The organism is Tardiphaga sp. 866_E4_N1_4 (assembly GCF_052076075.1).
Taxonomy (GTDB): domain Bacteria; phylum Pseudomonadota; class Alphaproteobacteria; order Rhizobiales; family Xanthobacteraceae; genus Tardiphaga; species Tardiphaga robiniae.
This window is the reverse complement of sequence record NZ_CP197242.1, coordinates 3,991,946-4,018,559: the sequence shown is the minus strand read 5'-3', so window position 1 is coordinate 4,018,559 and position 26,614 is coordinate 3,991,946. Positions and strand designations below refer to the sequence as shown.

Genomic DNA, 26,614 nt, shown 5'->3' with positions numbered 1-26,614 from the left:
GATTCGGAAGTGGGCAGGGGTATTTATGGTCAATCGCGAGCACGCGCAGAAGCTCTGGAACAATCTGCTTGAGCTGGGTACGAAGCGTCTCATTCTGCTCGCGGTGGTTGGCCTCGCTGTGTTCGGCGGCGTTGGCGGCGGCGCGTACTACATAAGCCGACCGGAATACAATGTCCTCTATTCGGGTCTTAGCCGCGAGGACGTGACGCGTGTCAGCTCGGTGCTGCGCGACGCGAATATCGCTTTCGATCTGAACACGGCGGGCGATACCGTCTATGTTCGTCCGGGACAGACTGCGCAGGCGCGTACGCTGCTGGCCGACAAGGGTCTGCCCAGCACCACCGGCGGCGGTTATGAGCTGTTCGACAAGATTGGCTCGCTCGGCCTCACATCGTTCATGCAGGAAATCACGCGCGTACGCGCGCTCGAGGGCGAGATTGCGCGGACGATCCAGGTTCTCAAGGGAGTCAAGGCCGCCCGCGTTCATATCGTGATGCCTGCGCGGGGCTCATTCCGGCGTGAGCAGTCGCCGCCGTCGGCCTCGGTCGTATTACGAACGGATGGTCCGGCAGATGCACGCACGGCACGCTCGGTGCGTCATCTCGTGGCTGCGGCCGTGCCGGGGATGACCGCGGACAAGGTCACCGTGCTCGACAGCGACGGGTCGCTGCTCTCGGATGATGACGGCAGCGGCAGCGTCGGGGCAACGCCGACCACGATGGCGAACTTGCAGAAGGTTGTGAGCCGCTCGATCCAGGAGAATGTCAGCCGGGCACTGACGCCCTATCTGGGGCTGGATAATTTCGAGGTCAGCGTTGCAACCCAGCTGTCGACCGACAAGAAACAGACCAACGAGACGGTCTACGATCCAGACTCGCGGGTGCAGCGCTCTGTGCGCGCCGTTCGAGAGAAGGAAACGTCGCAGAGCCTCGATCGACAGCAGCCGACGACCGTTCAGCAGAATCTGCCAGATCAGCAGGTCAATGCGACCGGTGCCAAGAATCAGAATGACGAGAAGCAGCGCCGCGAAGACATCACCAATTACGAAGTGTCGTCGAAGACGGTGACGACCACGAGTGATGGTTTCGTGGTGAACAAGATGTTTCTCGCCGTTCTGGTCAACCGGCCGCGTCTCATTGCGAGCCTTGGCGACAAGGTGAGCGATGCTGCGATCGAAGCCAAGGTCGCGGAGATCTCGCAGATTGCTGCGACCGCAGCTGGCATCGATCGCCCGCGCGGTGACCAGATTCAGGTTTCGGCGGTCGAATTCATGGAGGGCGCGCGCGACCTGGCGCCGGTGCCGTCGATCACGTTCACAGAGGTGATGATGCGTCAGGCGGGCAGTCTCGTGAGTGCCATCACCATCCTGGCCGTAGCCGGGATGTTGATCTGGTTCGGTCTGCGCCCGGCCATCAATACGATCCTGGCCAGCGCGAAGACGGACGAGACTACTCAGTTCCAGGCCGAAACGAATGCGCTGCTTAGCGGCAGTAGCAGTAGCGGTATGGCGACCGCGGCGCTGTCAGGGGGCGAGGCTCCGCCCAACCTCATTCAGGACGTCTCGAGCAGCATGCAGAATACGCCGCAGAAGCGGCTGGAGCAGATCATTCAGCTCGATGAGAAGCAGGCGGCGGCAATTCTTAAACAATGGATCAGGCAAGAGGAAGCGGTATGAGCGCAGAGCAAGTCGCACGTCTGATCGCCGACTTCGATCGACCGGAGCCGCAAAAGACACGCAGCCGCGTCGTTCCGTTCGACCATCTGCATCACTCCAGCGTGCAGCCGCAACACCAGCCGCTTCTGCAGAAGGCAAAGCAGCAACCGTCGTTTCAACCGCAGCCGCAGATGCAGCCAAAGCCGCCTCTCGTGCAGGAGGATGATGGCTATGAGCGCGGTCGCGCCGAAGGCTATGCGAGTGCACTTGCCGAGTTCGAACGGCGCATTGAGCAGGAGAAGCAGGCACTTGCGGCACAGGCCGCCGAAGAACGGCAGCGACTGCTCAACGAGACTGCGGCCAAGCTCGCCGGCGACATCGCCGAAATGGGCGACCAGTTGCAGGGAAGAATCGCCGGCGTAGCCGCTCGGCTCCTCGAGCCGCTCATCAGTAACGCCGTGCAGAAACAGGCAGTTACGTCATTCATCGAGCATCTGTCGTCGATTACAACCGATAGCCGCCGCCCGGTCCTGCGCATCACAGGCCCATCGGAGCTGCTCGAACTGATCCGCAGCAAGCTCGGCGTCCGCGCAATCGCATCGGAATTGCGTGCCGGCCCCGAGGCGGAAGCGTCGATTGTCGTTGATCAGATTGTGCTTGAGACTCAGCTCAAGGTTTGGACCGAACGACTGAAGATGGCGGTCCAGAGCTGAGATGGCCGATCCGCTTCCACCAGAAATAGTGATCATCCGCCGCCGCAGTTCGTTAGAAAGCGGCGAGACGAAAAACAGCGTCTGGAAAATCGCTTACGCCGACTTCATGACGGCGATGATGGCATTCTTCCTGGTGATGTGGCTGATCAATGCTACCAATCAGGAAACGCGCGAAAGCGTGGCCAATTACTTCAATCCGATCAAGCTCACGGATTCGACGCCGGATCGCAAAGGCATCAACGATGCACGGCGAGTTGATCCCGGCAAGGCCGTGGAAGGCGAGAACAAGTGGCCGCATCCGGAGCCAGGCCAGCCGACCGATGCGCTTGCGCGTCCGCAGCCTCCACAACCGCGCTATGGCGAGGCGACGTTGTTTCGCGATCCTTATGCGGTGCTGTCGGAGATTGCCGGCGGTCCTCCGCGTCCGGGACAGACCAGCGCGGCGCTCGACCCGAATCGTAAGGAAGGGCTGAAGGGCGGAGAGGCCTATCGAGACCCCTTCGATCCGATCAACTGGCCGATGGCGTCGATCTCGTCGCTTGAGAAGAAGCTCTCAGGGCGCAAGGAAGCCGGCAGCCTTCCATTCGGTGAGGATGTTGCTGCCGCGGCGAGCGAGGGTCAGGAGCCGCGCCCGCTCGATGCCAAGCCTGATGCCACCGGCACCCCGGGTCAGGAAATGTCCGGATCGAATTCAACTCCCGCGAAATCCGACAAGCAGGAGGCACCGAAGCCCGCCGGGTTGTTCGCCGACGAGGGCGACAAGCCCAATCCGGCAGCGGGTCGCCCGCAACCGGCGCAGGCTGACAAGACCGCAGCGCCGGCTGACAAATCTCAGGGGCAGCCTGACAAGGCGCCAGCCCAGGCTGAAAAGGCCCAGCCGATGGACGCCGCCAAGCTCCAGGCCGCGATCTCGGCGGCATTGGCGGCAATTGGACCGGCGCGTCCGGTGGCCGAAGTGAGGGAGACCCCCGAGGGACTCCTGATCAATCTGACGGATGACGTGAATTACGGAATGTTTGCCAACGGCTCGGCCGAACCTACGCCCGGTCTCGTTCGTGCGCTCGACAAGATCACGCCGATGATCGCGCAAAACCGCGGCCAGGTCATCGTGCGCGGTCACACCGATAGCCGGGTCTATCGCACATCGGAATATGACAATTGGCGGCTTTCGACCGCGCGTGCGCATATGGCGTATCACATGCTGGTGCGCGGCGGCCTCGACGCCGGGCGGGTCGAGCGCATCGAGGGCTATGCGGACCGCCGGCCGAAAATTCAGAATGATCCGCTCGCCGCGCAGAACCGGCGCATCGAACTTCTGATCCGTGCTCCCATATTATGACTAGCGCCAGGATCATTGCAGCAACGCTTCTAGCCTGTCTTGGCAGCGCACATGCGCAGTCGGTGGACGACCAGATGCGCGAGCCATATCAGATGGTTCGTTCATTGCAGATGCTGCAAGATCAGATCGCACGCGGTGATCTCGACGCTCATAATTCCCAACCCGCCCTGCTGAAACGCCTGGGTGAGAACTTCCTAAAAGCCGATGCTGCCGTCTGGAAGGAGCCACGCAATTCGCGCGCAGCTGTCACCTTCCTCTTGAGTGGCGGGTCGCCGCAAGTGGTGGCGAGCCTCCGCTCCCGCAACGTGCTGAATATTGACGAGGCCATTGTCGATGGCGCTATCGCCTATGTCGAAGGGCGCACGGACGAAGCGAAGTCGAAGCTCGCCAATATCAAGCCACGCAGTCTGCCTGCGGCGCTCGGTGCGGAGATTGCGCTGGTGCAATCGGCACTGGTTGCGCAGGACGACCTGAAGGTCGCGATCGCATTGCTCGACGAGGTGCGGTTGATGATGCCGGGCACGCTGGTCGAGGAAGCGGCACTGCGTCGGGAGATTTTCATCGTCGGGCAGGACGACGACTTCGACAAGTTCGAAGCCCTCGCGGTGCGCTACTTTCGCCGATATAGGCATTCTATCTATGCAGGCAATTTCCGCCAGCGCTTTGCGCTCTCTGTGGCACGCTTCAGCTTCGTGCAGCGCCCCGATCGTTTCCCGCGTCTTGTCGCCGTGCTCGATCATCTCGATCGGGCGAGCCAGCGGGCACTCTATCTTCTGATTGCAAGAACGGCATTGGTTCGCGGCAAGACTGAAATGACGGTGCTCGCCGCCGACCGCGTATTCGCATTGTCCGATGACGACAGTGCCGAGCGTGTCCGCGCGCGCCTGTATCGTGCCGCGGCACGCGTTGCCACATCTGCACACAGTACGGCAATCGCCGAGCTTGAGCAGATCGACAAGGCAAAACTATCCGAACGTGATGTCGAACTGCAAACCGCTGCGCTTGCCATTGGACTGAATGTTCGAAAGGCGCTGCCGGAGGCAAAAGCCAAGAGCGACGGAAGCAGCGAAGCGAAGACGGCTATGCGGCCGCGCATTGATTTCAGTCGCTCTCTTGCTGCCGTCGATCGCGCGCAAAAGCTGCTCGATGCGTCGCAGGAGCAATTAAAGGAGAAAGCCCGATGAACAATGGAGATCTCCTAATGGCAGCGCTCCGCCAGACAGCGGCCGGAAAGGCTGGAGCGAAAGGTGGGTTGAACGGCGGTGCCCATGCCAAGGACGGCAAGGAGAAAGCTGATCATTTTCGCGAGCAGCTCCGCCTGGTCTCAAAGGAACCTAAAACAGTCACGCCGCATGTTATCAAGACAGCTGATGACGCGAAAATCGTTGACGCTAAACCTGTGCTCGACGCGGCATCCGTTCTTGCGGAATTGACCGGTGAAGTCGCGCAAAAGCCGAACGTCAGTGACGATCAAACCGATGATGACGATTCGAAGGCCACGAAGGGAGAGGAGGGGGCGACAAAATCTGCCCTCTGGCGCGGACCGGATCCTGCGCTCAGCGCGGTGATGGCCAAACTCGATCACGCGCATTCACCTTTGGCAAGCGATGACAAGGCGGCGCCTCGCATTTCGCTATCGGACGTGAAGGCAGATGATGCTCCGCGCGATCCCACGAAGCTCATTCTCGCTGCAACGGCCGACGTACCTGACGCCGATGCGGCCGCCACGCACCGGTTCACGCTGACGGCCGAGACGACGGATACGAAGCCGCTTCCGGTCGCGAAAGCGGCCGTCCGTGAGCAAGAGACGCATTTCGAGCCCGTGCAACAGGTCACGACGCTGCAGAAGATCGTCGATCGAATGGCGACTGATCTGGCGACCGTCGCATCACCTGAAGGGACTCGTGCGGCCGACGCGCCGGGGCTCGAAACGAACAAAGCCGCGGATAGCCGGCCGGTGCGCATGATGACGCTCGAACTCGATCCACCCAATCTCGGTTCTGTCACGGTGAAGATGCGGCTTGCCGGCGATTCTGTGGAGATTCACCTCACTGCGGATCGCTACGAGACCACGCAGATGCTGCGACAGGAGCGCGGTGCGCTCACCGACGCCATGCAGTCGGCTGGCTACACCTTCGACATCGCAGCGATCGATCATACCCGCACCCCCGACGCAAATCTGAACAACGGTCAGCAGCAACAGCAAGCGCCGTCCGATCAGCGTTCTTCGCTGCCGTCGTCAGGTGGATCGCAGGCGGACGGTGGTTCTTCGGGTCGGTCGTCCGGCGATGCGCAGAGCGGCGCACGGCATAACAGGCAGGATCATGAGCAATCGCCAAGGTCGTCCGAGCGGCAGCAGGATCAGAATGGCAATCGGGTTCGCAGCAGCACTGTGTATATCTAGCGCTGCGACTGACGCTCGCGCCGGGGGGCCGTGCGAACGGGAGATGGCGCGCGCGGCACGTCGTCACAATGTGCCACTCGGCGTTCTCTTTGCGGTCGGTCTCAGCGAGACCGGGCGCAAGGGCGTGCTGAATCCCTATGCGCTCAATGTCGATGGTAGGACTGTGCTGGCCACCGATCTGCGCAATGCCGTTGCGCGTTTCGCCGAGGAGAAAAGCAAGGGTGCCAAGCTGGTCGACCTCGGCTGCATGCAGATCAATCACCGCTATCACGGCGAGAAGTTTTCCAGCGTGGAAGCGATGTTCGACCCGGCGCGCAATGTCGATTATGCCGCGCGATTTCTGAAAGATCTGCGTGAGCGCGAGGGAAACTGGACGATGGCTGTCGCGCGCTACAACGCCGGACCGACCAATGTCGTCGGCCAGAAACGCTACATCTGCAGTGTTATCGGCAGTCTTGTCGCGAGCGGATTCGGGTCATGGACGAGCAAGGCGCGCGACTTCTGCGCGGAACGCACTGCGTCACGATGACCCTGTGGATAATCGCCAGCCTCGCACAAGCAACTTCAATTCTAATACCTGACACGTGAAACGGAGGATAATCGATGAGTCTGTATGGGGTGATGCGCACAGGCGGCTCCGGCATGAACGCGCAGTCGAACAAGCTGGCGACGGTCGCTGACAATATCGCGAACGTGAATACCACGGGCTACAAGCGCGCCTCGACGGAATTCTCCTCTCTTATCCTTCGCAGCGGAACCGGAAACTACAATTCCGGCAGTGTCGAGACGCAGGTTCGTTACGCGATCTCTGATCCCGGTACGGCGAATTACACGACTTCTGCGACCGATATGATGATTCAGGGCAATGGCTTTTTCGTCGTCAGCGATGCGGGTGGCACACCTTACCTCACGCGCGCTGGCTCTTTCGTTCCGGATGGCCAGGGCAATCTCTACAATACCGGTGGCTACTATCTGATGGGCTACAACATCAAGAATGGCGCCCAGCCGAACGTCGTTGCCAACGGCCTTGGCAATCTCGAGGTCGTAAACATCGCGCAGCAGTCCTTGATGGGAAATCCGACGACCCAGGCAGGCATCAGTAGCGCCAACCTGGATTCCAATGCTGCGATCAGCGCCGGGCCGCCGAACTTTACGTCGAAAACGTCGGTCATCACCTACGATAATATTGGAAATGCGGTGAAACTTGACATGTACATGTTCAAGACAGCCGCCAATACATGGGATGTGCAGATCTACAACAGCGCAGGCGCGGCAGCAGGCGGCGGCTTCCCCTATGCAGTCGGGTCGCAGCTGGGCACCACCCAGACATTTACCTTCGACGTCAGCGCCACCGGCAAGGGCCGCCTCGCTGCCGCAAGCCCGACCTCGATGGCCTTCACAATCCCGGGCGGCTCGCCCGTCACTTTCGATATGTCGAGTATGACGCAGGTCGCGGACGAGTTCCAGTTCAAGGCCACGACCAACGGCAACGCGCCGAGCGCGCTCGACCGTGTGGAGGTGAGCTCAGACGGCACCATGTATTCGATCTTCGACGACGGCACGCGAATCGCGAGCTACAAGATCCCGCTGGCGACGGTGCCGAGCCCTGACAATCTCTCGCCCGAAGTCGGGAATGTCTATTCGATCAGCACCAACTCCGGCAACATCCAGGTCGATTTCGCGGGCAATAGCGGTCTCGGCACCATCAAGCCGGAGGCGCTCGAAGCATCCAACGTCGATCTGGCCAACGAGCTCACAGCGATGATCGAGTCGCAGCGTGGCTACACCGCGAATTCCAAGGTGTTCCAGACCGGTGCGGACCTGCTCGACGTGCTCGTCAACCTGAAGCGCTAGCGCACAGCGCGGATCACTGACGGGAGTCTCCAATGTCACTTACGGTCGCACTCAATTCGGCCCGCTCGTCGCTTATGGCGTCGGGCGTCCAGTCTTCCGTCATCTCCCGCAACGTCGCCGGCCTGCATCAGGACGGCTACTCCCGCAAGAATGCTCTGATCGTTTCCCAGCCGGGCAGCGGTGTCTATGTCAGTGGTATTCAGCGGGCCGCCAGTGCCGGTCTGTTCAACAATGTCGTCAAGGCTGTCTCCACCTCGGCACAGCAGGATGCCCTCTACAACGGTCTGCAAAAAGTTGCGGCGGTCACGATCGACGACCCCGAACTCGATCAATCGGCTGCGGCCCAGCTCGCCAAGCTGAAAAACGCCTTGCAGCAATATGCCTCGGCGCCGAACAACGTCACCTTTGCACAGACTGCCGTGACGGCGGCAAAGGGCGTCGCCACGGCTCTGAACGATGCGACCAATACTGTACAAACGACCCGGGCTGATGCTGATGCCGAGATGGCGACCTCGGTTGGCAATATCAATCAGTTGCTGGCTCAGTTCGAGACGGTGAATACGGCGATCATCAAGGGAACGATCTCCGGCTCCGACGTCACCGACTACCTCGATACGCGCGATAGTATTCTGTCGAAGCTGTCCCAGGAGGTCGGGATCACGTTTGCCACCCGCGCAAACAATGACATGGTTGTCTATACGGATTCTGGGGTCACGTTGTTCGAGCGTACCGCTCGCTCCGTAACCTTCAGTCCGACAAATTCCTACACGGCCGGCACAACGGGTAACGCTGTGGTCATCGACGGCGTTCCCGTCACCGGCGCTAACGCGATCATGCCGATCAGCTCCGGCAAGCTCGCTGGCCTGGCGACGCTTCGCGACGACAAGATGGTAACCTATCAGAACCAGCTTGACGAAATAGCGCGTGGCGTGATCGAGGTCTTTGCAGAAAAGGACCAGACCGCTGCCGCTGGGCCAGATCAAGCCGGACTATTCACCTATGCCGGTGGACCGACCATGCCGACCACGGGCGTGATCAATGTCGGGCTCGCCGGGACGATCAAGGTTACTGCTCTGGTCGATCAAGCGCTGGGTGGCAATCCGAGCCTGATTCGCGACGGCGGCATCAACGGCGCAAACTACGTCTACAATACCGGAGGCGAAGCAGGCTTTTTCGCCCGTATTCAGGGCCTCGTCGACGGCATGGCGGCATCTCGAACCTTCGATCCGGCTGCCCTGGGCAAACCCAGCGGAAGCCTTGTCGACTTTGCCGGCTCGTCGGTGAGTTGGCTGGAATCGCAGCGCAAGAGCGTGGGCGACGAGGCGACCTATAGTCAGACGCTCCTGGAGCGTAGCGCCGACGCGCTGTCGAATGTCAATGGCGTCAATATGGATGACGAAATGTCTTTCATGCTGCAGGTCGAGCGCACCTTCTCTGCATCGTCGAAGCTCATCTCGACGATCGACGATATGCTGAAAGAACTCCTGATGGCGGTGGGGTAATCGATATGGCTACAAATTTCATCTCGTCAAACTCGATCTCGACCACCCTGCGGATCGCCGCATCGAAAAGCCAAGTTGCGCTCGCAAAGGCGACCAAGGAAGCGACGACCGGCAGGTTGGCCGATGTCGGGGAGGGCCTTGGTGCACTCGCCGGCCGCGACGTCACTCTACGCGCAGAGCTTCTCGATATGGAGAAACTCGTCGATACCAATGCGCTCGTTGGCTCTCGCCTCGACGTCGCACAGGAGCGCGTCTCCCAGTTGATCGAAACTGCGCAGTCCTTCCAGAAGGACCTTCTGGCGGCGCGCAATTCGGCAAATGGCGGCGGCATCATTGCTCAGCCCGCGACATCGAATCTCCAATCACTCCTCACGTCACTCAATGTCGCGATGGACGGGCAGTATCTCTTCGGTGGCATCAATACCGGGCAGGAGCCTATGACGCCATACGAGGCCGGCTCGCCCAGCAAGACGGCGATCGATGCGGCCTTCACTGCCGCCTTTGGTTTCGCACCCGGCGCCGTGGGATCTGAAAACATTACACCCGCTGCCATGAATAATTTCCTCGACAATGCGTTTGCGACCGAATTCGACGATCCGGCCTGGGGAACGAACTGGTCTTCGGCATCTGATCAGGTCGTGCGTAATCGTATTTCCACGACACAAACCGTCGATTCCTCCGCCAGCGCCAATGACAAGGCGTTCCGGAAACTGGCGATGGCTTACACGATGCTCAGTGGGCTCGATGTGAAAAGCTTGAATCAGAGCACGTTCCAGGCGGTTACGGACAAAGCGTGGCTGGTGATCGCCGACTCGATCTCGGATCTGGCGAGCGTCGGTGCACGTCTGGGCACCTCGCAGGAGCAGACGACGAATGCGACCAGTCGTCTCAAGGTTCAGATCGACATCGTCAACAAGCAGGTCAATGCGATGGAAGTTGTGGATCCGGAAGAAGCGTCCGTCCGGGTCACGAGCCTGAAGAATCAGTTGGAAATGTCACACGCGCTGACAGCGCAAATTCAGCGACTCAGTATCCTCAACTATCTCTGATCGGCGGGCTGATCTATGAAGCAACAGGTTGTCGATTGAAATGACACTGGCAGGTTACGACGCGGAAATCGAGGATAGCGGCCGTGAGGCGCGATCCAGGGAACAACAAGCGCTCAATCACGGCATTGCACTGCTTCAGAAAATCCAGAGCGGAGCGCTTGCTTCATCCGAAGAGGCGGACGCATTGCTCTATATCCGCAATCTCTGGACCTTCTTCATAGAAGATCTGTCGAGTCCGCGAAACGGCCTGCCGGAGCAGTTGCGAGCGCAGCTGATTTCGATTGGCCTCTGGGTTGTCAAGGAAGCCGAGCGCCTCCGGGAAGAGCAACTGTCGGACGTGAGCGATCTCGTCGCCATCAATATCGTTATCCGGGATTCGCTGGCATGAAGAAGCCAATGTGCATATCGCTGCGATCGGGCGAGAAAATCTATATTAACGGCGCAGTTTTGCGGGTCGACCGTAAGGTGACGCTGGAATTGATCAACGACGTGACTTTTCTGCTGGAAAGTCAGGTCATGCAGGTCGCCGACGCGACCACGCCGCTCCGGCAGCTCTATTTCGTTGTGCAACTGATGTTGATGAGCCCGGGGGATATCGAGCAGGCGCGTGCGGTTTTTGGGCATCAGCGTTGCGCGATTTACGCGGCCGCCGACAACAAGGAATTGCTGCAAGGCCTCGATGCGATCGAGGAGCTCGTCGAGGCGAAGCGTTATTACGAGGCGTTGCGGAAGATCCGGGCCTTATTCGAAGTCGAACAGGCGATCCTTGGCAGCGCCGACATGCTGCTGCCGGTCGTGGCCTAACCCAGGGAGAGCGAGATGATCGTCAACGGCGTAGATACCGCGAAATCCACGACAGACACGTCGACGACGCCGCCGAAGTCGACCAGCATGATCGACTACAACGGCTTCCTGCGGCTTCTGATCGCGCAGATGCGCAACCAGGATCCCACCAATCCGACCGATTCAACCCAATATATGAGCCAGCTTGCACAGCTGTCGTCCGTCGAACAGGCGGTTCAGACCAATGCGAAGCTCGATACGCTGCTGTCAACCAGCGCGATTACCCAGGCAGAAGGCCTGATCGGCCGTACCGCTTCATTCACGGATGAAAGCGGAACGAGCACGACCGGCAAGATCAAGGAAGTCTATATCATCCAGGGCGGTGCGGTTGCGACGCTCGAAAACGGCACGAAGGTCCAGCTCGGGCCCGGCATTACCATTAGCTGAACCATGAACGAGCGCGACGCCCTCGATATCGCCCAGCAGGCGATCTGGACTATCATCGTTGCCGCCGGCCCGGCGGTTGGCGCCGCGATGTTCGTGGGCATCGTCATTGCCCTCCTGCAGGCGCTAACCCAGGTGCAGGAAATGACGTTGACCTTCATCCCCAAGATCGTGGTGATGTTAATCGTGGTCGCCGTCACCGGCTCCTTCATGGGAGCCCATATATTCGCCTTCACCGAAGTGCTCTACGGCCGGATCGAACGCGGCTTCTAGCCGCCATCGTCTCCACCATCTTCACGCAAGGTCGGCGCTGCACAGTGCGGCCATGATATTCGCGCGAGAATTGCCATGGCCGACGTAACGATTTCAGCCCTGCCGGCCGAACGGCGGGCCGGCACGGACGTCGCCTTTGCATTCGGCATCGTCACCATTCTGGTGATGCTGGTGCTGCCGGTTCCGACGATCCTGATCGACCTTGGCCTGGCCTTCTCGATCGCGTTGTCCGCGCTGATCCTGATGGTGTCGTTGTGGATTCAGCGGCCGCTGGATTTCTCGGCATTTCCCACCGTGCTGCTGATCGCCACCATCCTGCGATTGGCGCTGAACGTGGCGACCACGCGCGTGATCTTGTCGCATGGCGGTGAGGGAGAGCACGCCGCGGGCTACGTCGTCGCCGGCTTCGCCAAGTTCGTGATGGGCGGCGACTTCGTCATCGGCCTGATTATCTTCGCAATTCTCGTCACCGTGAATTTCGTGGTGATCACCAAAGGTGCGACGCGTATCGCCGAAGTCGGCGCCAGATTCTCGCTTGACGCCATTCCCGGCAAGCAGATGGCGATCGACGCCGACCTGTCGGCCGGTCTGATCGATGACAAGGAAGCGCAGCGTCGGCGCCACGAGCTGGAGGAGGAGAGTTCGTTCTTCGGCGCCATGGATGGCGCCTCGAAATTCGTGCGCGGCGACGCCATTGCCGGCCTGATTATCACCGCCATCAACATCTTTGGCGGCATCATCATCGGCGTCACTCATCATGGCATGGAGCTGTCACGCGCCGCTGATGTTTTTACCAAACTCTCGGTCGGTGACGGCCTGGTCTCGCAGATCCCCGCACTGATTGTGTCGCTCTCGGCCGGTCTGCTCGTCTCCAAGGGCGGTACCCGCGGCTCTGCCGAGCAGATGGTGCTGAAGCAGCTCGGAAAGTATCCGCGCGCCCAGTCAGTTGCCGCGATGATGATGTTCGCGCTCGGTCTGCTGCCCGGACTTCCGTTCCTGCCCTTCGCGCTGCTTGGCAGCGCCATGGCCTTCATGAGCTTTACGCTGCCGCGCCAGCAGGCCGCCCGCGCGAAGGTGGAACAGGCACGCATCGCGCAGGTTCAGGAAAAGGTGCAGATCGAGAACAGGGATTCCGTCAAGGAATTGCTCAAGACCTCCGATGTCGAGCTCTGCGTCGGTAGCCAGCTTGCGATCCAGATGCTGAATGCCCATGGGGAATTGGCGCATCGCGTCGCCAAGGTTCGGCGGCGTTTCGCTGCCCAATATGGCTTCGTCATTCCCGAGATCAAGCTGACCGACGACCTCTCCATCGGGCCGAAGTCATATCGTATCAAGATCTACGGCACCGTCGTGGCCCATCACGAATTACGTATCGGCGAGTCTCTCGTGTTGTTTGACGGCGATCGGAAGCCAGATGTTCCGGGCGACGAGACAATCGAACCCGCTTTCGGGATGAAGGCGATGTGGGTTCCGGAGACGTTCATCGACGAAGTCAAACAGGATGGATTCAAGATCGCTGACAATATCTCGGTGCTGCTCACACATCTCAGTGAGGTTGTCCGCAACAATCTGGCCCAGCTCCTTACCTACAAGGACACCCGCGCACTGATCGATCGGCTCGATCCCGAATACAAGCGGCTGATCGAGGATATGGTGCCATCGCAGATTTCCTATTCCGGGCTGCAGGCGGTGTTCAAGCTTCTGCTGGCAGAGCGGATCTCGATCCGCAATCTGCATCTCATTCTGGAAGCCATCGCCGAGATCGCGCCGCATGTGCGTCGGTCCGAGCATGTGGCCGAGCACGTACGGATGCGCATTGCGCAGCAGATCTGCGGTGATTTCGCCGACAACGGCGTGCTCAAGGTGCTCCGCCTCGGCAATCGCTGGGACCTCGCCTTCCATCAGAGCATCAAGCGCGACGGCAAGGGTGAGATCGTGGAATTCGACGCCGATCCGCGGCTGGTCGAGCAATTTGCGGATGACGTGTCGGTTGCGGTCCGCAAGGCGGCTGCCAATGGCGACACTGCGGTGCTGGTGGCGCCACCTGACGTCCGTCCTTATGTTCGCATGATCACCGAGCGCATGTTCCCCACGCTGCCGGTGCTGTCGCATGTGGAAATCGCGCGGGGGGCCGAGGTGATGTCGCTCGGAGCTGTATCTTGATCGCAAGCAGCTCGGTCTCCATCCTGGCCACGTTCCTGATCTTTTGCCGCATCGGGACTTGCATGATGGTGGCGCCGGGCTATTCCCGCGTCAATATCCCGACGCAGATCCGGTTGTTCCTCGCTATCAGCGTCACCCTGATGCTCACGCCCCTGCTGGAGTCCACGGTTCGCCCGGCTGTGGAAGCGGCGACGGCGCCGGATCTCCTCCGCCTGATCATGTCCGAGCTGATGGTGGGCCTGGTCATTGGACTCACTGCACGCATGTTCTTCGCGGCGCTGGAAACGATGGCTACATTCGTCGCCTCGGGAATCGGTCTGACCCTCCCCGGTGTCGCCGACGATGGCGAGCATGTGCCGGCGCTGGTACCGCTGATCACGCTGACTGCGACGGTGGTCTTCTTTGTAACCGACCAGCATTGGGAATTGTTGCGCGGTCTGGTTGGCTCCTACCAGATCTGGCTGCCAGCGACCGGAATCAGTGCCGAGGGCGGGCTAACGCAACTCGTAGATCATCTCTCCATGGCCTTTACGCTGGCACTCCGGGTCGCCAGTCCCTTCGTCGTCTATGCTGTCATCGTCAATTTCGCGGTTGGTCTCGCCAACAAACTGACGCCGAGCATCCCGGTCTATTTCATCTCGATTCCATTCGTGCTCACCGGTGGCTTGTTGTTGCTCTATCTCACGGGCCGCGAAATGGTGCTGCAATTCAGCATCGCTTTCGCATCCTGGCTGTCCGGGTGACGAACCATGCAGAAGCGCGACCACAAGATCCGCCGTATCGCCGCCGTGCAGGCAAGGCTGCACCGGATTGCCGAGTGGCAGCTGATGGAATGCCAGGCACGGGAGAACCAGCTCGAGGAGAAGCAGCGCCTCATTCTGGAAGGGTTCAATGATGAGAGCAAGCTTCCGGATTTGGCCGTGCAGACCGCCAGCCAAAGTCTGCGCGCCGCTAGCATCGAGCAAGGCGTCGTAGCCAAGACCAGGGAAAGACTGGCGGCGCATGCGCGCGACGAAGGCCGCAAGTTGAAACATGCGCTGAAAATGGTGAAGTCGGCGGTCGGACGCACGGTTCGGGCCGACGAAAAGCGGGTTCTGGACGACGAGATCGACAAGGCCGCACGGCGGTCGATCGAGGGAGCATAGACCGATGGGAATTCTGACAGTTGCGCAGGGTATGTCATGACAGTCGCCCCGGTATCTAACGATCTGATCGCGGATGTCATGAAGGCGGCCGATCCGGCCGCCCAGCGCGTAGCGGCGACCAGGCTCGAGCGGATGGCGCCGGCAGACAAAGCGAATTTTGCATCCGCGATCGCCGAAGAGTTCGCTGCGGGCCAGACGGCGCAGAGCGCGACGGCTGTACCGATCAGCGGCGGAGAGGTCGCGACGACGCCGATCATCCGGAAGGCAGAAGGAAGCAATCCGACTTATCGCAAGTTCGAAGCCTTCGTGCTGCAGATGTTCGTGGAAACGATGCTGCCGAAGGACGCCGAGGACGTATTCGGCAAGGGTACTGCCGGCAATATCTGGCGTTCGATGCTCGCCGAGCAGATCGGCAATGAAATGGCCAAGGGCAACGGCGTCGGCATCGCCAAGCAACTGGCCAAATCGCGCCCGACATCGGCTCCAACTTCCGAAGGCTAACGGCCGAATCCGGCCATAACAGTAGAGATCGACATGGAACAGATCGAACAGCAGACCTCAATCATCACCGTCGAGGCGCAGGCTCTGGCTTTGCCTGAGAATGACCTTCCTGAATCGGCTGCGCAGGAAGCCCCCATTTTCGGCGAGGCGGACGATACGCCTGGCCAATGGCTCGGCACCCAAAGCAGCGCGCTGACCGCGATTGATCGCTTGAAAGCAACCATCGACGAAGAGACGGAGAAGCTTGAGGTTCGCGCGGTAGTGGATTTCGACGGCTTCAGCCAGCGCAAGAACCGTGGTCTGCTCGAGCTGACTCGCGCGATGCGGCTGACTCAGGACATCAAGAGCGATCCGCGCGTCGCGCCGCAACTCACACTGTTGCGCGCCAGCCTGATCCGTAATCAAGCGGCGTTACAGATCCATCTCGATGCGGTGCGTGAGGTCTCGGCCATCATCGCACGTTCGATCCAAGAGGTTGAATCGGACGGCACCTATTCCCTGGCGATCGCAGGCAAGCGCAAATGATGAAGCTGCTGATCACGGGCATTTGGGCCTGCCTCGTCACTGTGGGTACCAGTTTCGGGATCTCCTACTGGAAGGAGACTGCGGCCGCATTGCCCGCGAAGCAGGACCAACCTGAAGGTCTGGTTTATGAAAAGGTCAAGGTGATCAATGTGCCGATGATCGCCGACGGCAGCGTTCAGGGCTATATCGTCACCCAGCTCGTCTTCACCGCTAACGCCAAAGTCCTGCGTCAGCTGCCGGTGCCGCCGGAGCCGTTCGTGGTCGATGAAGCATTCCGTATGATCTATGGCGACCAGAAGCTCGATTTCAAGAATCTCGCTCGTTACGACCTCACACAATTCGCACAGACGGTGCGCGCGCAGGTCAACAAGCGTCTGCAGACGGACGCGCTGCAGGAAGTCCTGGTGCAGGATTTCAACTATGTGTCGAAGGATCAGATTCGCCGTTGAGACTACAACGAGTGGTCATCGCTGTGGTACGGTGATGCTCGATGATCTGGCGTGGTGGATGTGTGGTACTTCGTGTTGCGCGAGAAGTTCTGTGTCTTGCACAGCAGTTCGAGGAGGCGATGGACGCCAACGCCGTGGTCGGCGTCCTCTTGCGCGTAAGGCGTGAGCCTTAGTTCGCCTTTGAAATAGGCGCTTCGTTAGCGGGACGAGACTTCAGATCGTCCAGCCGGTAACCCATATAACGCTTCGATTCGATCGGGTCGAAGCCGAGATGATCGCGTAGCTTCTTGCGCAGCTTGCTCACATGGCTTTCGATCACATTCTCATCGAAGCTGGCATCGAACAGACCATAGATGGCGTTGAAGAGCTGGGTCTTCGTCAGCCATTTGCCCTGATGCCCGACCAGGTGTTCGAGAATGCGTAGTTCGCGTCGTGGCAGAATCAAAGTGCGACCGGCAACCTCCGGGTCGCGGCCATCGAGAAAGACACGAATTACGCTCGTTTGTGCCGGTTCATGCTGATCGATGGTGCGGCGGCGAATAACTGCCGTTCGTGCCATGATCTCCCGGACGTGGACCGGTGCGTGAACGACGTCATCGACGCCAGCTTCGAATAACTCAATGGTCTGCTTGAGGTGCTTCAGGCTGTTGAGCGCAATAATCGGCGCCCGTGACCTGTTGCGGATACTGGATGGGATGCTCGTCCGATCCGGACAATCGCCCAGCAGAAAGGCCCGAATGACAGTTAAATCATTACCAACGGCACATTCCAGCCAATCGCGAAAGTCTGTAGAAGTGAAGCCAATCGATACAACCCCTTCGCGATCAAACCCGGCCGCATAGCCTTGTGTGACGCCCTCTCGGTCATCGATTACAACAAACATTTTAATCCCCTGCGTGTTCGCCTTGATATCGTTATGGGGTCGAATTAGGCGCACTCGCCCCATTTTTGTCTTGAAGACGCAACACAACAGTTACTTGAGCGGATGGATGGGCCTTTGAGCGATTCGCTGACTTGCAAATGGGAGGCCCGGTCGCTTTTTACGGGATACCCAATGCTGTGATGCGGTCAGCTCACATTCTCCGGCTTGCATTCATCCGTAGTTTCAGAGAGCTCCCTCTCGCTATGTGAACACGACATGACATCTCATGGTCGTGCACGGTCGGTGGCAGAACCGAACCAGCGCTAATGTCAAAACGGGGGAGGTAGCCGATCGCGTGCCGTATCGTCGATATCTGGCGCTTTGATCGGCTGAACTTGCCCGAGTTGTCACACACGCGAATCGGCATACTGGTCATCAAGATGATACCGCATCATCAAGTAGTCGAGGTGCACAAATTTGCAAAGAGTCGTGCATGCAAACCATGCAGTTGAAGCAAACTAACAAGTGGATAATTCAAGAAGGGCGACGATTTAGTCGGCCCCTTTTTGCATCGAACTATCTCACAGCGTGTCGTCACAGATGCAATCGCGACTTCACCGGTTTGAACCAGTGCAGTACCACACGGAAAAACGCATTGATTGTCGTGCGCGGGCATATGGAGCGAGAGTCTGTTCGTCATGTGCGGGGCAGCAACATGCGATTGCGTGGGTCCGATATCAGTCGGCATCGGCCAATACTGATATCCGCTCTCAAGAGCGTGCCATATAGGGCGCTCGGATCGCTCGATACGAATCCGAAGTTGCCGATCTTGTCGGCGTCGTCCTTGGTAGTCATCCAGCGTGTCACGAGCATCCTGCCTGTGCGTGGCCGTTAGTATCGATCAGTCAGATCGAGGCATCAATTCAGCGACCTGAAAGGATGACGCCTCTGCTGGTCAGAACCTGCCAGCGGTTGTTTTCGTTCTTGATTTCCTGGATCCGCCCGAGAGCAGGGACATCCTGCCCCGGCACGACCTCAATCACGCCGGTCTTCCCCTCGAGCACTGCGACGCCATCATAGGCGCGGCGCACGTGCCAGCCGGGAATAACTTCGCGTGACGTATTTGCTGGCCGTTGCGCCTGAGGCTGCACCGTGCCGGTGATATCGGCAGTATTCGCCAGCGTGGCTGCGACCTGTACCGCTTGCGCTTTCTCATCGGCAATGCGTGCAAATTTCGCAGCCAGAGCGGTTTGTTCGCGGTCGGCACGATCTTGTGCGCGGCTTGCCTGTTCGGCGGCCTGCGTACGGGCAGCTTCAGCGGCAGCGCGACTGCTCGCCACATCGCCGGTCATCTCCGCAACTTGCCGTCGTAGCTGCGCGACGGAATCGCGAATGCTGCGAAGATCCGCATCAGATACGGCTGAAGATGTCATCGGCCGCAGGAGCAGATAGGCAATCGCGCCAGCGGAAACGAGCGTTGACAGGCCGACGACCATCGCCAGGGAGAAGAATGGAGCTTTCCATGCCGGCGATTGTAACGGTCTTGCGACAATACGGGCGGGCGGCACAGTGAAGCGCACCTTTGCCTTGATCGGCTCTTCGCGGGTGGAAATGCGAGCGCGTTGCATATTCGCCCGCGCTTCGCTGGCCAGAAGCTCGTCGATCGCAGCGGCAGCAGCGATATGAGGTTTTGGCGTGGAGTGTGAATTCGGTGATTGCTCACGAAACAGGCTGCCGTTTTCCACAGCGGTCGACTGTGAATCCGACGGTTTCTTGGACATCGTCATGCTGATCTTTGCATTGGTCATGACTGTCTGCAGTGGCAATCAAATCGTAAGAGCGGCGTAACAAGCGAAGCTTGCGCGAAGCCGTCGAGATAGATGTGTGCGCAAACGATCAACCGACGGTCGATCTTCATCGCACGACGATGCAGATCGTTCGAACGATGATCGGGTGCCGTCCGCACTGATATGTCGTGCACAAGAGCGCATAGGAGTTGTGTAGTTATCGGTGTGGTCTTCGTGTGGTCACGAGATGCTAGCCGCTCATCTCACGATCGTCACGGGGTGGCGATTTGATCGAAGAATGGAGAATGGCGCACGCACGATCAATGAGATGCGAGACAATCAAATTAAAGTCGACCCAAAGAATATTGAAATTGATTCGTAAAAATATAGATGAGTCGAGCTGCCTCACTCCAAAGTCTATCAGATCAAATCGGTAAATCCGCGCATTGAGTTAAATGCCGTAAATCTTGATAATAGATCGATAGGGGCTATTCATCGGTTGATGAAGTGGCGTTTTAAGAAACCGACACTATTGCCGTGGCCATGGATATCGATCTCAAAAGCCTTCGCGATTACGTGAAATTGTTGAAAGCCGAGCGGCAGGATTCGCCGATCGGCAAGATCAAATCCGGCGCGACTGAAATTATTCGAAAGAACCTTCGGGAACTGGAGCGGATGCACCGTGAAGACGGCGCAACGTGGACCGAAATTGCTGCGGGCCTTGCTGCGCAGGGCGTTACCCAGGGTGATGGTCAGCCCATCACTGGCCGTCGCCTCACAGCTCTGATGCATAATATCAGGGTGCAGGAAGAACGGAGTCTCGCCCGGGGGAAGGCGCTTGGTGATGCGCCTGATCAGGATCCGCCCGAACCACAAGGTACTGCCGACTGAGTCTCGTTGCGAATTGTCAAATTCGATCCATTCAAAATGAGTCCCTTGTTGACGACCTTCTGTCACCAAGATCGTTGGAGTGGATCGAGTTGAAAGAGGACGGGCATGGTGCTCCCGCCGCATTGCGGCATGGGCTCTGCCTTTGGCATTCGCTCGACATTGATTGTCTTGTTGGCGCCTGTCCTTCAGCTCCGACAGTTCGGTTATCTGACGTGCCGACGCTCGGCCTTGTCCACCCTGATATGCGATCAGCTTCATGACCCGCCAGGTATGGATCCAGTCCGCCGCGCGCTCAGGATGTCATGCTTCATCATGTCCTGTAGAGGATGTGGCTGCAGCGCGTGGTGCACCCAGTTGAAGACATGGAATATGGGTGGTGGCGCGGGGGTCGCTCATCGACTGATCCTGCCGCGTCAGCGGTTGCGGTGCGGAAAGCGAAAATTGGAATGCCCGCCGACCTTCAACAGGTTGAGCAGCGGTCCCCGCCGAGTGTTGTAGATACTGCAGCCGGTGCAGCAAGCGGATGAAGGGTGTCGGATCGCAGGCGGCTTTGGGAGAGGCTAAAAGGCGCCTTGAGGCCAGCTCGCCAAAAACGCTTGCAGACGGGCATGTTGCAGCCTTCTTCGCCCTCGTCAGACGCGCTTTTTTGTTGCATTCATGTCGTGTCGCGCATCAATCCGTGATGGTGATACCCGTTCTATTGCAACTCCCGTGAGCTGGCCTCGTCTGTTAAGGAATTCCATCGGTGAGTGCGACGGCAGAAAGCCCAAATAGGACCAGACCGAGAATCCTCGAATTGGGCTCCTGGCACTACTGCAAGGATATCTATCCCGAAGAGACGGATGTGCTTTGGACGGGGGAACGTCCGATCCCTCGCGGGCGAGCGGCGAAAGGCTTTGCCGACTGCACGCCCTGGCGATTCATCAAAGCGATGCGTGAGGCGCGACGCGGGAAATACAACCTGATCATCGTCTATATGCCACTACGCCCGGCGTGGCATCCGCGCTACTGGCTACGCGCTTTCTTCCGGCAGCCGCTTCGCCCGCTCTCCGCGATGACAAGAGTGTTCGGCGTCTCCTGGCTACGATTCGTGAAGCCTCCCGTGCCGATCGCCGTTCTGGATATGAACGACGCCTTCATCGTCGGCTCGCATAACTTTTTTCTGCTCGACAAGGCTACCGCGGCTTTTAAACGCGAGCTTCCCGTCGATCGGTGGCACATTCTCTGCCACTCGGCCCATCCGGCACTTCCGACGCGGCGCATACGGCGCAATCGGCGCTGGAACGAACGTCTGGCGAAGATCCGCCCCATTTCGCTTCCTGCAACAAGGGTCGATACCGATAGCGAACCTCCGGAAAAGACATCTGACGTGTTTTTCGTTGGCGAGGTTGCGGAAAATTCGTGGGTGCGCCGTGTCGGTCTTTCAGAACTCGAGGCGTTGAGAAGCAAGGGTCTCAAGGTCGATATTCCGCATGAGAGGCTACCGCATGACGAGTTCCTGCGGCGGCTTTCCAGCGCATGGCTGGCCTGGTCGCCGTCGGGCTATAGCTGGGAGTGCTATCGAACCGCCGAGGCGGCGCAATGCCTGACGGTGCCGGTTCTCAACTATCCGACGGTCGAGCGTCACGCGCCCGTTCGAGAACACGAGCATGTTCTGTTGTACGACGTAACCCCGGGCAGTCTGTCGGCCGTGATCGAGCGCGGACTGAGCGACAAGCCGCATCTGCGCCAGATGGCACTGGATCTGCGCGAGCATGTTCGCAAATATCATCTGCAGGACGCGATGGTCGATTATGTCATCGACGAGACGCTGCGTGCTGATGGTCGAACGGCTTAACGGAGGCAAAGCTCTGAGGCGCAATCCGTTGGGCTTGCCCCCGCAAAGGCCGCCTAGCGCGGCGCGGCAAGATCTGGCGCACCCGACACGATTCGAACGTGTGACCTTTGCCTTCGGAGGGCAACGGTGGGGTATTTCCTGGTGCTTACCCAAAATCTCTTGGAGTTACCGTTGGCTTAAATTAAGGTAATTACAACAGATTTAGAAGGCAGCGGTCTTTCTGATTGTTTCCTCGAGTTACCGGCTGCTGCTTACCCAGTGCTTACCCGGGAGAAGTGATGGTCAAGCTCACGAAGCGGATTGCGGATGCGGTGGCCGCTGTTAGCTCGGATGTATTCGTCTGGGATGACGAGATGCCTGGCTTCGGCCTGCGGGCCAAATCCACGGGGGCCAAATCGTTCATCGTTCAATATCGGAACGCCAATGGCCGGAGCCGGCGACTGACCCTCGGTAGGTACGGCGTCGTGACCGTCGAGGAAGCCCGAAAAGCGGCGAAGCTGGCGCTCGCCGATGTGGTGAAGGGCCAGGATCCAGCAGAAAGCCGGAAGCTCGCTCGCGGTGCGATGACGATCGAGGAGCTTGCGACCGAGTACATGGACAAGGCCGAAAAGGGCTTGATTTTGACCCGACGGGGGGAGGCGAAGAGCTCTTCAACCCTTTACACGGACAAAGGTCGGATTGCTCGCCACATTAATCCACTTATTGGCAAGAGGACCGTTAAGGACTTTACGACATCTGACGCTGGGCGATTCTTGCGTGATGTCATCGGCGGGAAGTCAGCAGCTGACGTCAAAACGAAGCTCCGCGGCCGAGCAATCGTAAAGGGCGGAAAGGGCACGGCGGCCCGTACAATGGGGCTGCTCGGAGGCATTTTCAGCTATGCCGTTAGTGAGGGTTACCGGTCCGACAACCCCATCAATGGGGTTGTGCGACCGAAAGATGGGACCCGCGAATGGCGACTGGACGACGCTGGCTATAAAAAGCTGGGTCGTTGCTTGGCGGTCGCCGAGACTGATGGTGAACATTGGCAGCGGGTAATGGCCAGCAGGGCTGCAACTTTGACAGGCTGTCGCTTGGACGAGATTGAAGGGTTGCTAAAGACGCAAGTTGATTCGTTAGGAATGGCCCTGCGCCTGGGCAATACCAAGACCGGTAAGAGCATTCGCCCGGTGGGATCAGTCGTCATCACCCTGCTCGTGGCGGCGTCGGCCAAATCGAAGTCCAAGTATGTCTTTCCGGCCATTACAACGGACGCCAAACACCACACCGGTCTGACCCGGTGGTTGCAGAAGATTTCGGCGAAGGAGGTCCCAGGGATAACGTGTCATGGGCTTCGGCACTCTTTCAGCTCGACAGCAGAGGACCTTGGTTTCTCCTTGCCAACGATAAAAGCGCTAGTCGGGCACGCTCGATCCAGCGTGACCGAAGGTTACATTCACAAAATCGATACGGCCCTGCTTGCCGCAGCCGATCAGATTTCCCGTCACATCGACCATACGATGGGGGGCAGCGCGCGGCCCGCGGCATGATTTTTTGCCGCGGCTAACTCAAGTAAACATGGGTAAGCACGGGCGCCTGTTCGGTCCGCCCTTGCCGACTTGCAGACGTCGCTGCGGGACCCCATCTCGGGGAGCGTCGGCCCGTTTATGGGTATAACAAGGCGTACGATGACAATCACTTTTGCGAAAAGCTGCGATCTGGCGATCAGGCCTGGCGGAATCCGGAACTTAACCAGGCTGGCCACCGGTTAAGAGGCGGATGACGGAAATGGTTCTGTCTAGTCTTCCTCGGTTGATCGGCCGATCGAGGATTTCGTATGCCAAAAATTCAGTGCCATATTTCTTCCGCGTGGACGCCAGTATATTTGCGCGCCTGCGGCGAATCCGTCTCTCGGTTTGAAGCGCCTCAATGCCGTAAGCACGTTAGTGCTCGCTGGGCGGTTGGATTGCCGTCGGGACACAAAGACTCCCCTGGAACACGTGCTGTCGCCGACCCACAGGCACAGGAAAAACTGAGCCCATGCGCGTCGGTGGGGGTGCCAAGGGGCGATGCGGCCTGTTCACGTCCGGGGCTAGTAAAGCGCAGTCCCGGAATTCCTAGCAGCCCATCAGGCCGTCGCGCTTCTCCCCCGGTGGCTTGGGAGTCGTATCATGACTGATGCGAATCGGCTGCTGACACGCAAAGAAGCTGCACATTATCTCTCGAACGTAATCGGTTTGCCGACGAAGCCTCGGACGCTCGCCAAGTGGGCCACCGTGGGCGGAGGTCCTTCATACCGCAAGGCGGGCCGTAGGGTTCTCTACGAGCGTGCAGATTTGTGGGATTGGGCGCAGAAGAAGTTGGGGCCAAAGCAGCGCTCGTCATCGGATGTACCCACCAGCGGCAGGTTGATGGAGAGCATGGAATGACTTCTGCTCCGGTCTATCCCATCGGAGGGTGGAATATGTATCTGCATCGGCTGGCGACTAGCCGGTCGTCGGCCCCCCCCCCCCGAATGAAGCCATGAGGGCTATCTCTCCTGGAGAGCAGCGCCTGATGTTGCCGCATAAGGTGGTTGTTTTACTGAACTCCCTCGCCAGCCATCTGTGGGCCTTTTTCACAGAGCGCAGTTGCGCGCATAAACGCTTCTCCGTGAGGCGAAGCGACGCCTAATACCAAAGCGCCCCTCGCTTGCACGTCAGCTTACAACAAAAGGGATATCAATATGCAGATTAAACGCAACATCGACCCCGAGCACAGCTTCAATGTGGTGGTCGAACAGGACAAAGTGGCCCGTGAAAAATGGAAATCATTGTTTGGAGCCCAAGCGGATCGCCGGCAATTGATCTACACAGAATACGCGCAATACGAATCTTGGAACGTTGATGAGGCAACGGCGCTTTTGCTGGGGACCGATCCTAAGCTCGTGTCCCCGGAATTCCGCGAGTACTTTTCCGATGATCTGCGGCGCGACTACTTTTGTCTTCGCGCACGCGTCGAACGGAAGTTCGGTGCGATCGTCGCTCCAACGGAACTTCTGGCGTGGGCGGATAAGCAAAAGGTGAATATCTTTCCAGAGCTGATCGCGGCGTTAAATCCATCAAAGAAAATCAGGGCCTCGGACGAAGTCAATCTCCTGAATGCGGCAAGGAAAATTATGATTGCCATGGCAATGGAAAAATATGGATACAAGAAAATTCCCCGATCTGTTGTATCAAAGGTCAAGAACTCTTGTGAACTGATCGGCCTACGGTTGGATGAAGCAACAATCAAGAAACATCTCGATAGCGCTTATGAGGCAAATGCTGAAGCTATCGAGGGAGTTAAGTCATAGAGGGAGAAAATAGCTGAGACACCGGCGCAAAACGCGCCGGTGCCCGGTCAATCTGTTTCTAATTTGTGACTAGTGAAAACAGATGTCGTGCGAGCTGGGTAAATCAGTCGTCATTTCCGGCCTAGATCATTCAGATATTGCCGCATCAAAGATTGCTGGGCTTTCCGTTCTGGAAGGTGTGTTGGCGTCTATCATAAATCAACTACGCTCACGCGAGCGGTCTATCCACTGCGTCAATACCCGCAGCATTTTGCCGATCGAGCGCGGCTGGCGATAAATTCCGAGCGAGCGGATCCAGAGCCCAACTAGCCCCCGGTTTCCGACTGAGATCGGTCCGCGTGGCGGATTCGGAAATGATTGTCCGAGTTCGGACACCGAGGCTCTCGCAGCAGCGATGATGCCGCCATGAGCAGCTCAACCGAGCTAGCCACCGTTTTTAAGAACAAAGAGAATCCCGCATGGCGAATATCAAAGATCATGAACGTAAGCTCGTCAAAGATCGAGCGTCGTTGGCGAAGAAGCGGTCCAAGTCGCCGAAATGCGAAGTTACTGTAGAGCGGCGAAATATTATTCCCATCGCTGCTCATCGTGGATCTCTTCAAGGTAACGTTCCCGTGCATCTTCGCGGATGTGCTTATGCCCTTTCTGAAATTACTCGGAGCATCGCAAGGCAGGATCCTACACTTGTGCGATACGGAGATAAGCGCAACCTGGACGTATGCGCCGCACTAGACGCAGTCATCGATCGTCTATGCACAAGCGAGTGTGTTGTCGCTATTACAGACAACGATGTGTCGGCTCCCGCGTTTTTTGTGCTTGCACTACAGCAATTCTTTAGGCCAGCGAACGGTTTCTGGGTGATCAACAACACTAGCAACCTTAACGTCGGTGACGTCGAGGCGACGTTGCACGCGTTGCGGGAGGCCGAAGAAGATGCGGCGGAGAACCCCGATAGTCCCGTCGTCATGATGATGAGTCAGCGCGAATTTCGAAAAACGCAAATGCGTCATCTGCGGCAAGTCCGGCGGTCAGTCTCAGAAGTAGCGAAACTAAAGCGAAATACTGGCTGAGTGCAACAAGAGCAGCGCGCAGGCGCCGAGATTATAAGACAACTGGTTGCTAGAAA

27 protein-coding genes and 1 tRNA gene are annotated in these 26,614 nt (G+C 58.6%); 24 read left to right on the top strand and 4 right to left on the bottom strand.

Annotated elements, in window-relative coordinates:
• Positions 1–25: 25 nt before the first annotated feature.
• From fliF to AB8B20_RS19340, 19 genes are all read left to right on the top strand, one after another.
• Complete coding sequence (gene fliF, locus AB8B20_RS19430) at positions 26–1,675, top strand: flagellar basal-body MS-ring/collar protein FliF (RefSeq protein WP_439074256.1); 1,650 nt, start codon at positions 26–28, stop codon at positions 1,673–1,675.
• Positions 1,672–2,367 carry a hypothetical protein gene (locus tag AB8B20_RS19425; RefSeq protein WP_439074257.1) on the top strand — a complete coding sequence of 232 codons (696 nt, stop codon included), beginning with the start codon at positions 1,672–1,674 and terminating at the stop codon, positions 2,365–2,367. The genes fliF and AB8B20_RS19425 overlap by 4 nt, the downstream gene beginning before the upstream one ends.
• A 1-nt stretch (position 2,368) precedes the next feature.
• Positions 2,369–3,706 carry a MotB family protein gene (locus AB8B20_RS19420; RefSeq protein WP_439074258.1) on the top strand — a complete coding sequence of 446 codons (1,338 nt, stop codon included), beginning with the start codon at positions 2,369–2,371 and terminating at the stop codon, positions 3,704–3,706.
• Positions 3,707–3,780: 74 nt separating this feature from the next.
• Entirely contained in the window at positions 3,781–4,890 is a 1,110-nt protein-coding gene (locus tag AB8B20_RS19415) for a chemotaxis protein (RefSeq protein ID WP_439074259.1), read from the top strand.
• Positions 4,887–6,110, top strand: a complete 1,224-nt coding sequence (gene fliK / locus AB8B20_RS19410) for a flagellar hook-length control protein FliK (protein ID WP_439074260.1) — start codon at positions 4,887–4,889, stop codon at positions 6,108–6,110. Before AB8B20_RS19415 ends, fliK begins: the two co-directional genes overlap by 4 nt.
• On the top strand, positions 6,073–6,639 hold the full coding sequence (locus AB8B20_RS19405) for a transglycosylase SLT domain-containing protein (RefSeq protein ID WP_439074261.1): 567 nt from the start codon (positions 6,073–6,075) through the stop codon (positions 6,637–6,639). Before fliK ends, AB8B20_RS19405 begins: the two co-directional genes overlap by 38 nt.
• Positions 6,640–6,713: 74 nt before the next feature.
• Positions 6,714–7,964, top strand: a complete 1,251-nt coding sequence (locus tag AB8B20_RS19400) for a flagellar hook protein FlgE (RefSeq protein WP_439074262.1) — start codon at positions 6,714–6,716, stop codon at positions 7,962–7,964.
• Between the two features lie 32 nt (positions 7,965–7,996).
• Complete coding sequence (flgK, locus tag AB8B20_RS19395; protein WP_093757662.1) at positions 7,997–9,466, top strand: flagellar hook-associated protein FlgK; 1,470 nt, start codon at positions 7,997–7,999, stop codon at positions 9,464–9,466.
• A 5-nt stretch (positions 9,467–9,471) separates the two neighbouring features.
• Positions 9,472–10,515, top strand: coding sequence for a flagellar hook-associated family protein (locus AB8B20_RS19390; RefSeq protein ID WP_439074263.1), 1,044 nt, complete (start codon positions 9,472–9,474; stop codon positions 10,513–10,515).
• 28 nt (positions 10,516–10,543) lie between these two features.
• The gene (flaF, locus tag AB8B20_RS19385; RefSeq protein ID WP_439074264.1) at positions 10,544–10,903 is read left to right on the top strand and encodes a flagellar biosynthesis regulator FlaF; all 360 of its coding nucleotides are present in this window, start codon (positions 10,544–10,546) and stop codon (positions 10,901–10,903) included.
• Positions 10,904–10,911: 8 nt separating this feature from the next.
• Complete coding sequence (gene flbT, locus AB8B20_RS19380) at positions 10,912–11,319, top strand: flagellar biosynthesis repressor FlbT (protein ID WP_093758186.1); 408 nt, start codon at positions 10,912–10,914, stop codon at positions 11,317–11,319.
• A 15-nt stretch (positions 11,320–11,334) separates the two neighbouring features.
• Positions 11,335–11,745 carry a flagellar hook assembly protein FlgD gene (gene flgD, locus AB8B20_RS19375; protein WP_093757659.1) on the top strand — a complete coding sequence of 137 codons (411 nt, stop codon included), beginning with the start codon at positions 11,335–11,337 and terminating at the stop codon, positions 11,743–11,745.
• A gap of 3 nt (positions 11,746–11,748) precedes the next feature.
• Positions 11,749–12,015 (top strand): flagellar biosynthesis protein FliQ, encoded by a 267-nt coding sequence (gene fliQ, locus AB8B20_RS19370; protein WP_068729862.1) that lies wholly within the window; start codon positions 11,749–11,751, stop codon positions 12,013–12,015.
• A 75-nt stretch (positions 12,016–12,090) separates the two neighbouring features.
• The gene (flhA, locus tag AB8B20_RS19365; protein ID WP_439074265.1) at positions 12,091–14,178 is read left to right on the top strand and encodes a flagellar biosynthesis protein FlhA; all 2,088 of its coding nucleotides are present in this window, start codon (positions 12,091–12,093) and stop codon (positions 14,176–14,178) included.
• Positions 14,175–14,921, top strand: coding sequence for a flagellar biosynthesis protein FliR (fliR, locus tag AB8B20_RS19360; RefSeq protein WP_089263450.1), 747 nt, complete (start codon positions 14,175–14,177; stop codon positions 14,919–14,921). The genes flhA and fliR overlap by 4 nt, the downstream gene beginning before the upstream one ends.
• Positions 14,922–14,927: 6 nt before the next feature.
• Entirely contained in the window at positions 14,928–15,323 is a 396-nt protein-coding gene (locus AB8B20_RS19355) for a hypothetical protein (protein WP_089263451.1), read from the top strand.
• A gap of 36 nt (positions 15,324–15,359) precedes the next feature.
• Complete coding sequence (locus AB8B20_RS19350; protein WP_309941951.1) at positions 15,360–15,824, top strand: rod-binding protein; 465 nt, start codon at positions 15,360–15,362, stop codon at positions 15,822–15,824.
• Between the two features lie 33 nt (positions 15,825–15,857).
• Positions 15,858–16,349: a hypothetical protein gene (locus tag AB8B20_RS19345; RefSeq protein ID WP_309941954.1), complete on the top strand. Its 492-nt coding sequence runs from the start codon at positions 15,858–15,860 to the stop codon at positions 16,347–16,349.
• On the top strand, positions 16,346–16,798 hold the full coding sequence (locus AB8B20_RS19340) for a hypothetical protein (RefSeq protein ID WP_439074266.1): 453 nt from the start codon (positions 16,346–16,348) through the stop codon (positions 16,796–16,798). Before AB8B20_RS19345 ends, AB8B20_RS19340 begins: the two co-directional genes overlap by 4 nt.
• 169 nt (positions 16,799–16,967) lie before the next feature.
• Here AB8B20_RS19340 and AB8B20_RS19335 read toward each other — a convergent pair whose 3' ends face one another.
• The 3 genes from AB8B20_RS19335 to AB8B20_RS19325 form a co-directional block, all read right to left on the bottom strand.
• On the bottom strand, positions 16,968–17,681 hold the full coding sequence (locus AB8B20_RS19335; RefSeq protein WP_184512373.1) for a response regulator transcription factor: 714 nt from the start codon (positions 17,679–17,681) through the stop codon (positions 16,968–16,970).
• Positions 17,682–18,583: 902 nt separating this feature from the next.
• The gene (locus AB8B20_RS19330) at positions 18,584–19,468 is read right to left on the bottom strand and encodes a hypothetical protein (protein ID WP_175369204.1); all 885 of its coding nucleotides are present in this window, start codon (positions 19,466–19,468) and stop codon (positions 18,584–18,586) included.
• A gap of 471 nt (positions 19,469–19,939) precedes the next feature.
• Positions 19,940–20,596: a hypothetical protein gene (locus tag AB8B20_RS19325; protein WP_439074267.1), complete on the bottom strand. Its 657-nt coding sequence runs from the start codon at positions 20,594–20,596 to the stop codon at positions 19,940–19,942.
• A gap of 673 nt (positions 20,597–21,269) precedes the next feature.
• Here AB8B20_RS19325 and AB8B20_RS19320 point away from each other — a divergent pair.
• Positions 21,270–22,175: a glycosyltransferase family 1 protein gene (locus AB8B20_RS19320; protein ID WP_439074268.1), complete on the top strand. Its 906-nt coding sequence runs from the start codon at positions 21,270–21,272 to the stop codon at positions 22,173–22,175.
• A 74-nt stretch (positions 22,176–22,249) separates the two neighbouring features.
• Here AB8B20_RS19320 and AB8B20_RS19315 read toward each other — a convergent pair.
• A tRNA-Ser gene (locus tag AB8B20_RS19315) sits at positions 22,250–22,320 on the bottom strand.
• Between the two features lie 133 nt (positions 22,321–22,453).
• Between AB8B20_RS19315 and AB8B20_RS19310 the strand changes: the two genes are divergently transcribed.
• The 4 genes from AB8B20_RS19310 to AB8B20_RS19295 all read left to right on the top strand — a co-directional run bounded on the left by AB8B20_RS19310 (position 22,454) and on the right by AB8B20_RS19295 (position 26,558).
• Entirely contained in the window at positions 22,454–23,704 is a 1,251-nt protein-coding gene (locus AB8B20_RS19310) for a tyrosine-type recombinase/integrase (protein ID WP_439074269.1), read from the top strand.
• Between the two features lie 621 nt (positions 23,705–24,325).
• A complete protein-coding gene (locus AB8B20_RS19305) occupies positions 24,326–24,583 on the top strand; it encodes a hypothetical protein (RefSeq protein WP_439074270.1) in 258 nt (85 codons plus the stop codon).
• Positions 24,584–24,879: 296 nt separating this feature from the next.
• Positions 24,880–25,488: a hypothetical protein gene (locus AB8B20_RS19300; protein ID WP_439074271.1), complete on the top strand. Its 609-nt coding sequence runs from the start codon at positions 24,880–24,882 to the stop codon at positions 25,486–25,488.
• A 458-nt stretch (positions 25,489–25,946) separates the two neighbouring features.
• Positions 25,947–26,558, top strand: coding sequence for a hypothetical protein (locus tag AB8B20_RS19295; protein WP_439074272.1), 612 nt, complete (start codon positions 25,947–25,949; stop codon positions 26,556–26,558).
• The last annotated feature ends 56 nt before the right edge of the window (positions 26,559–26,614 follow it).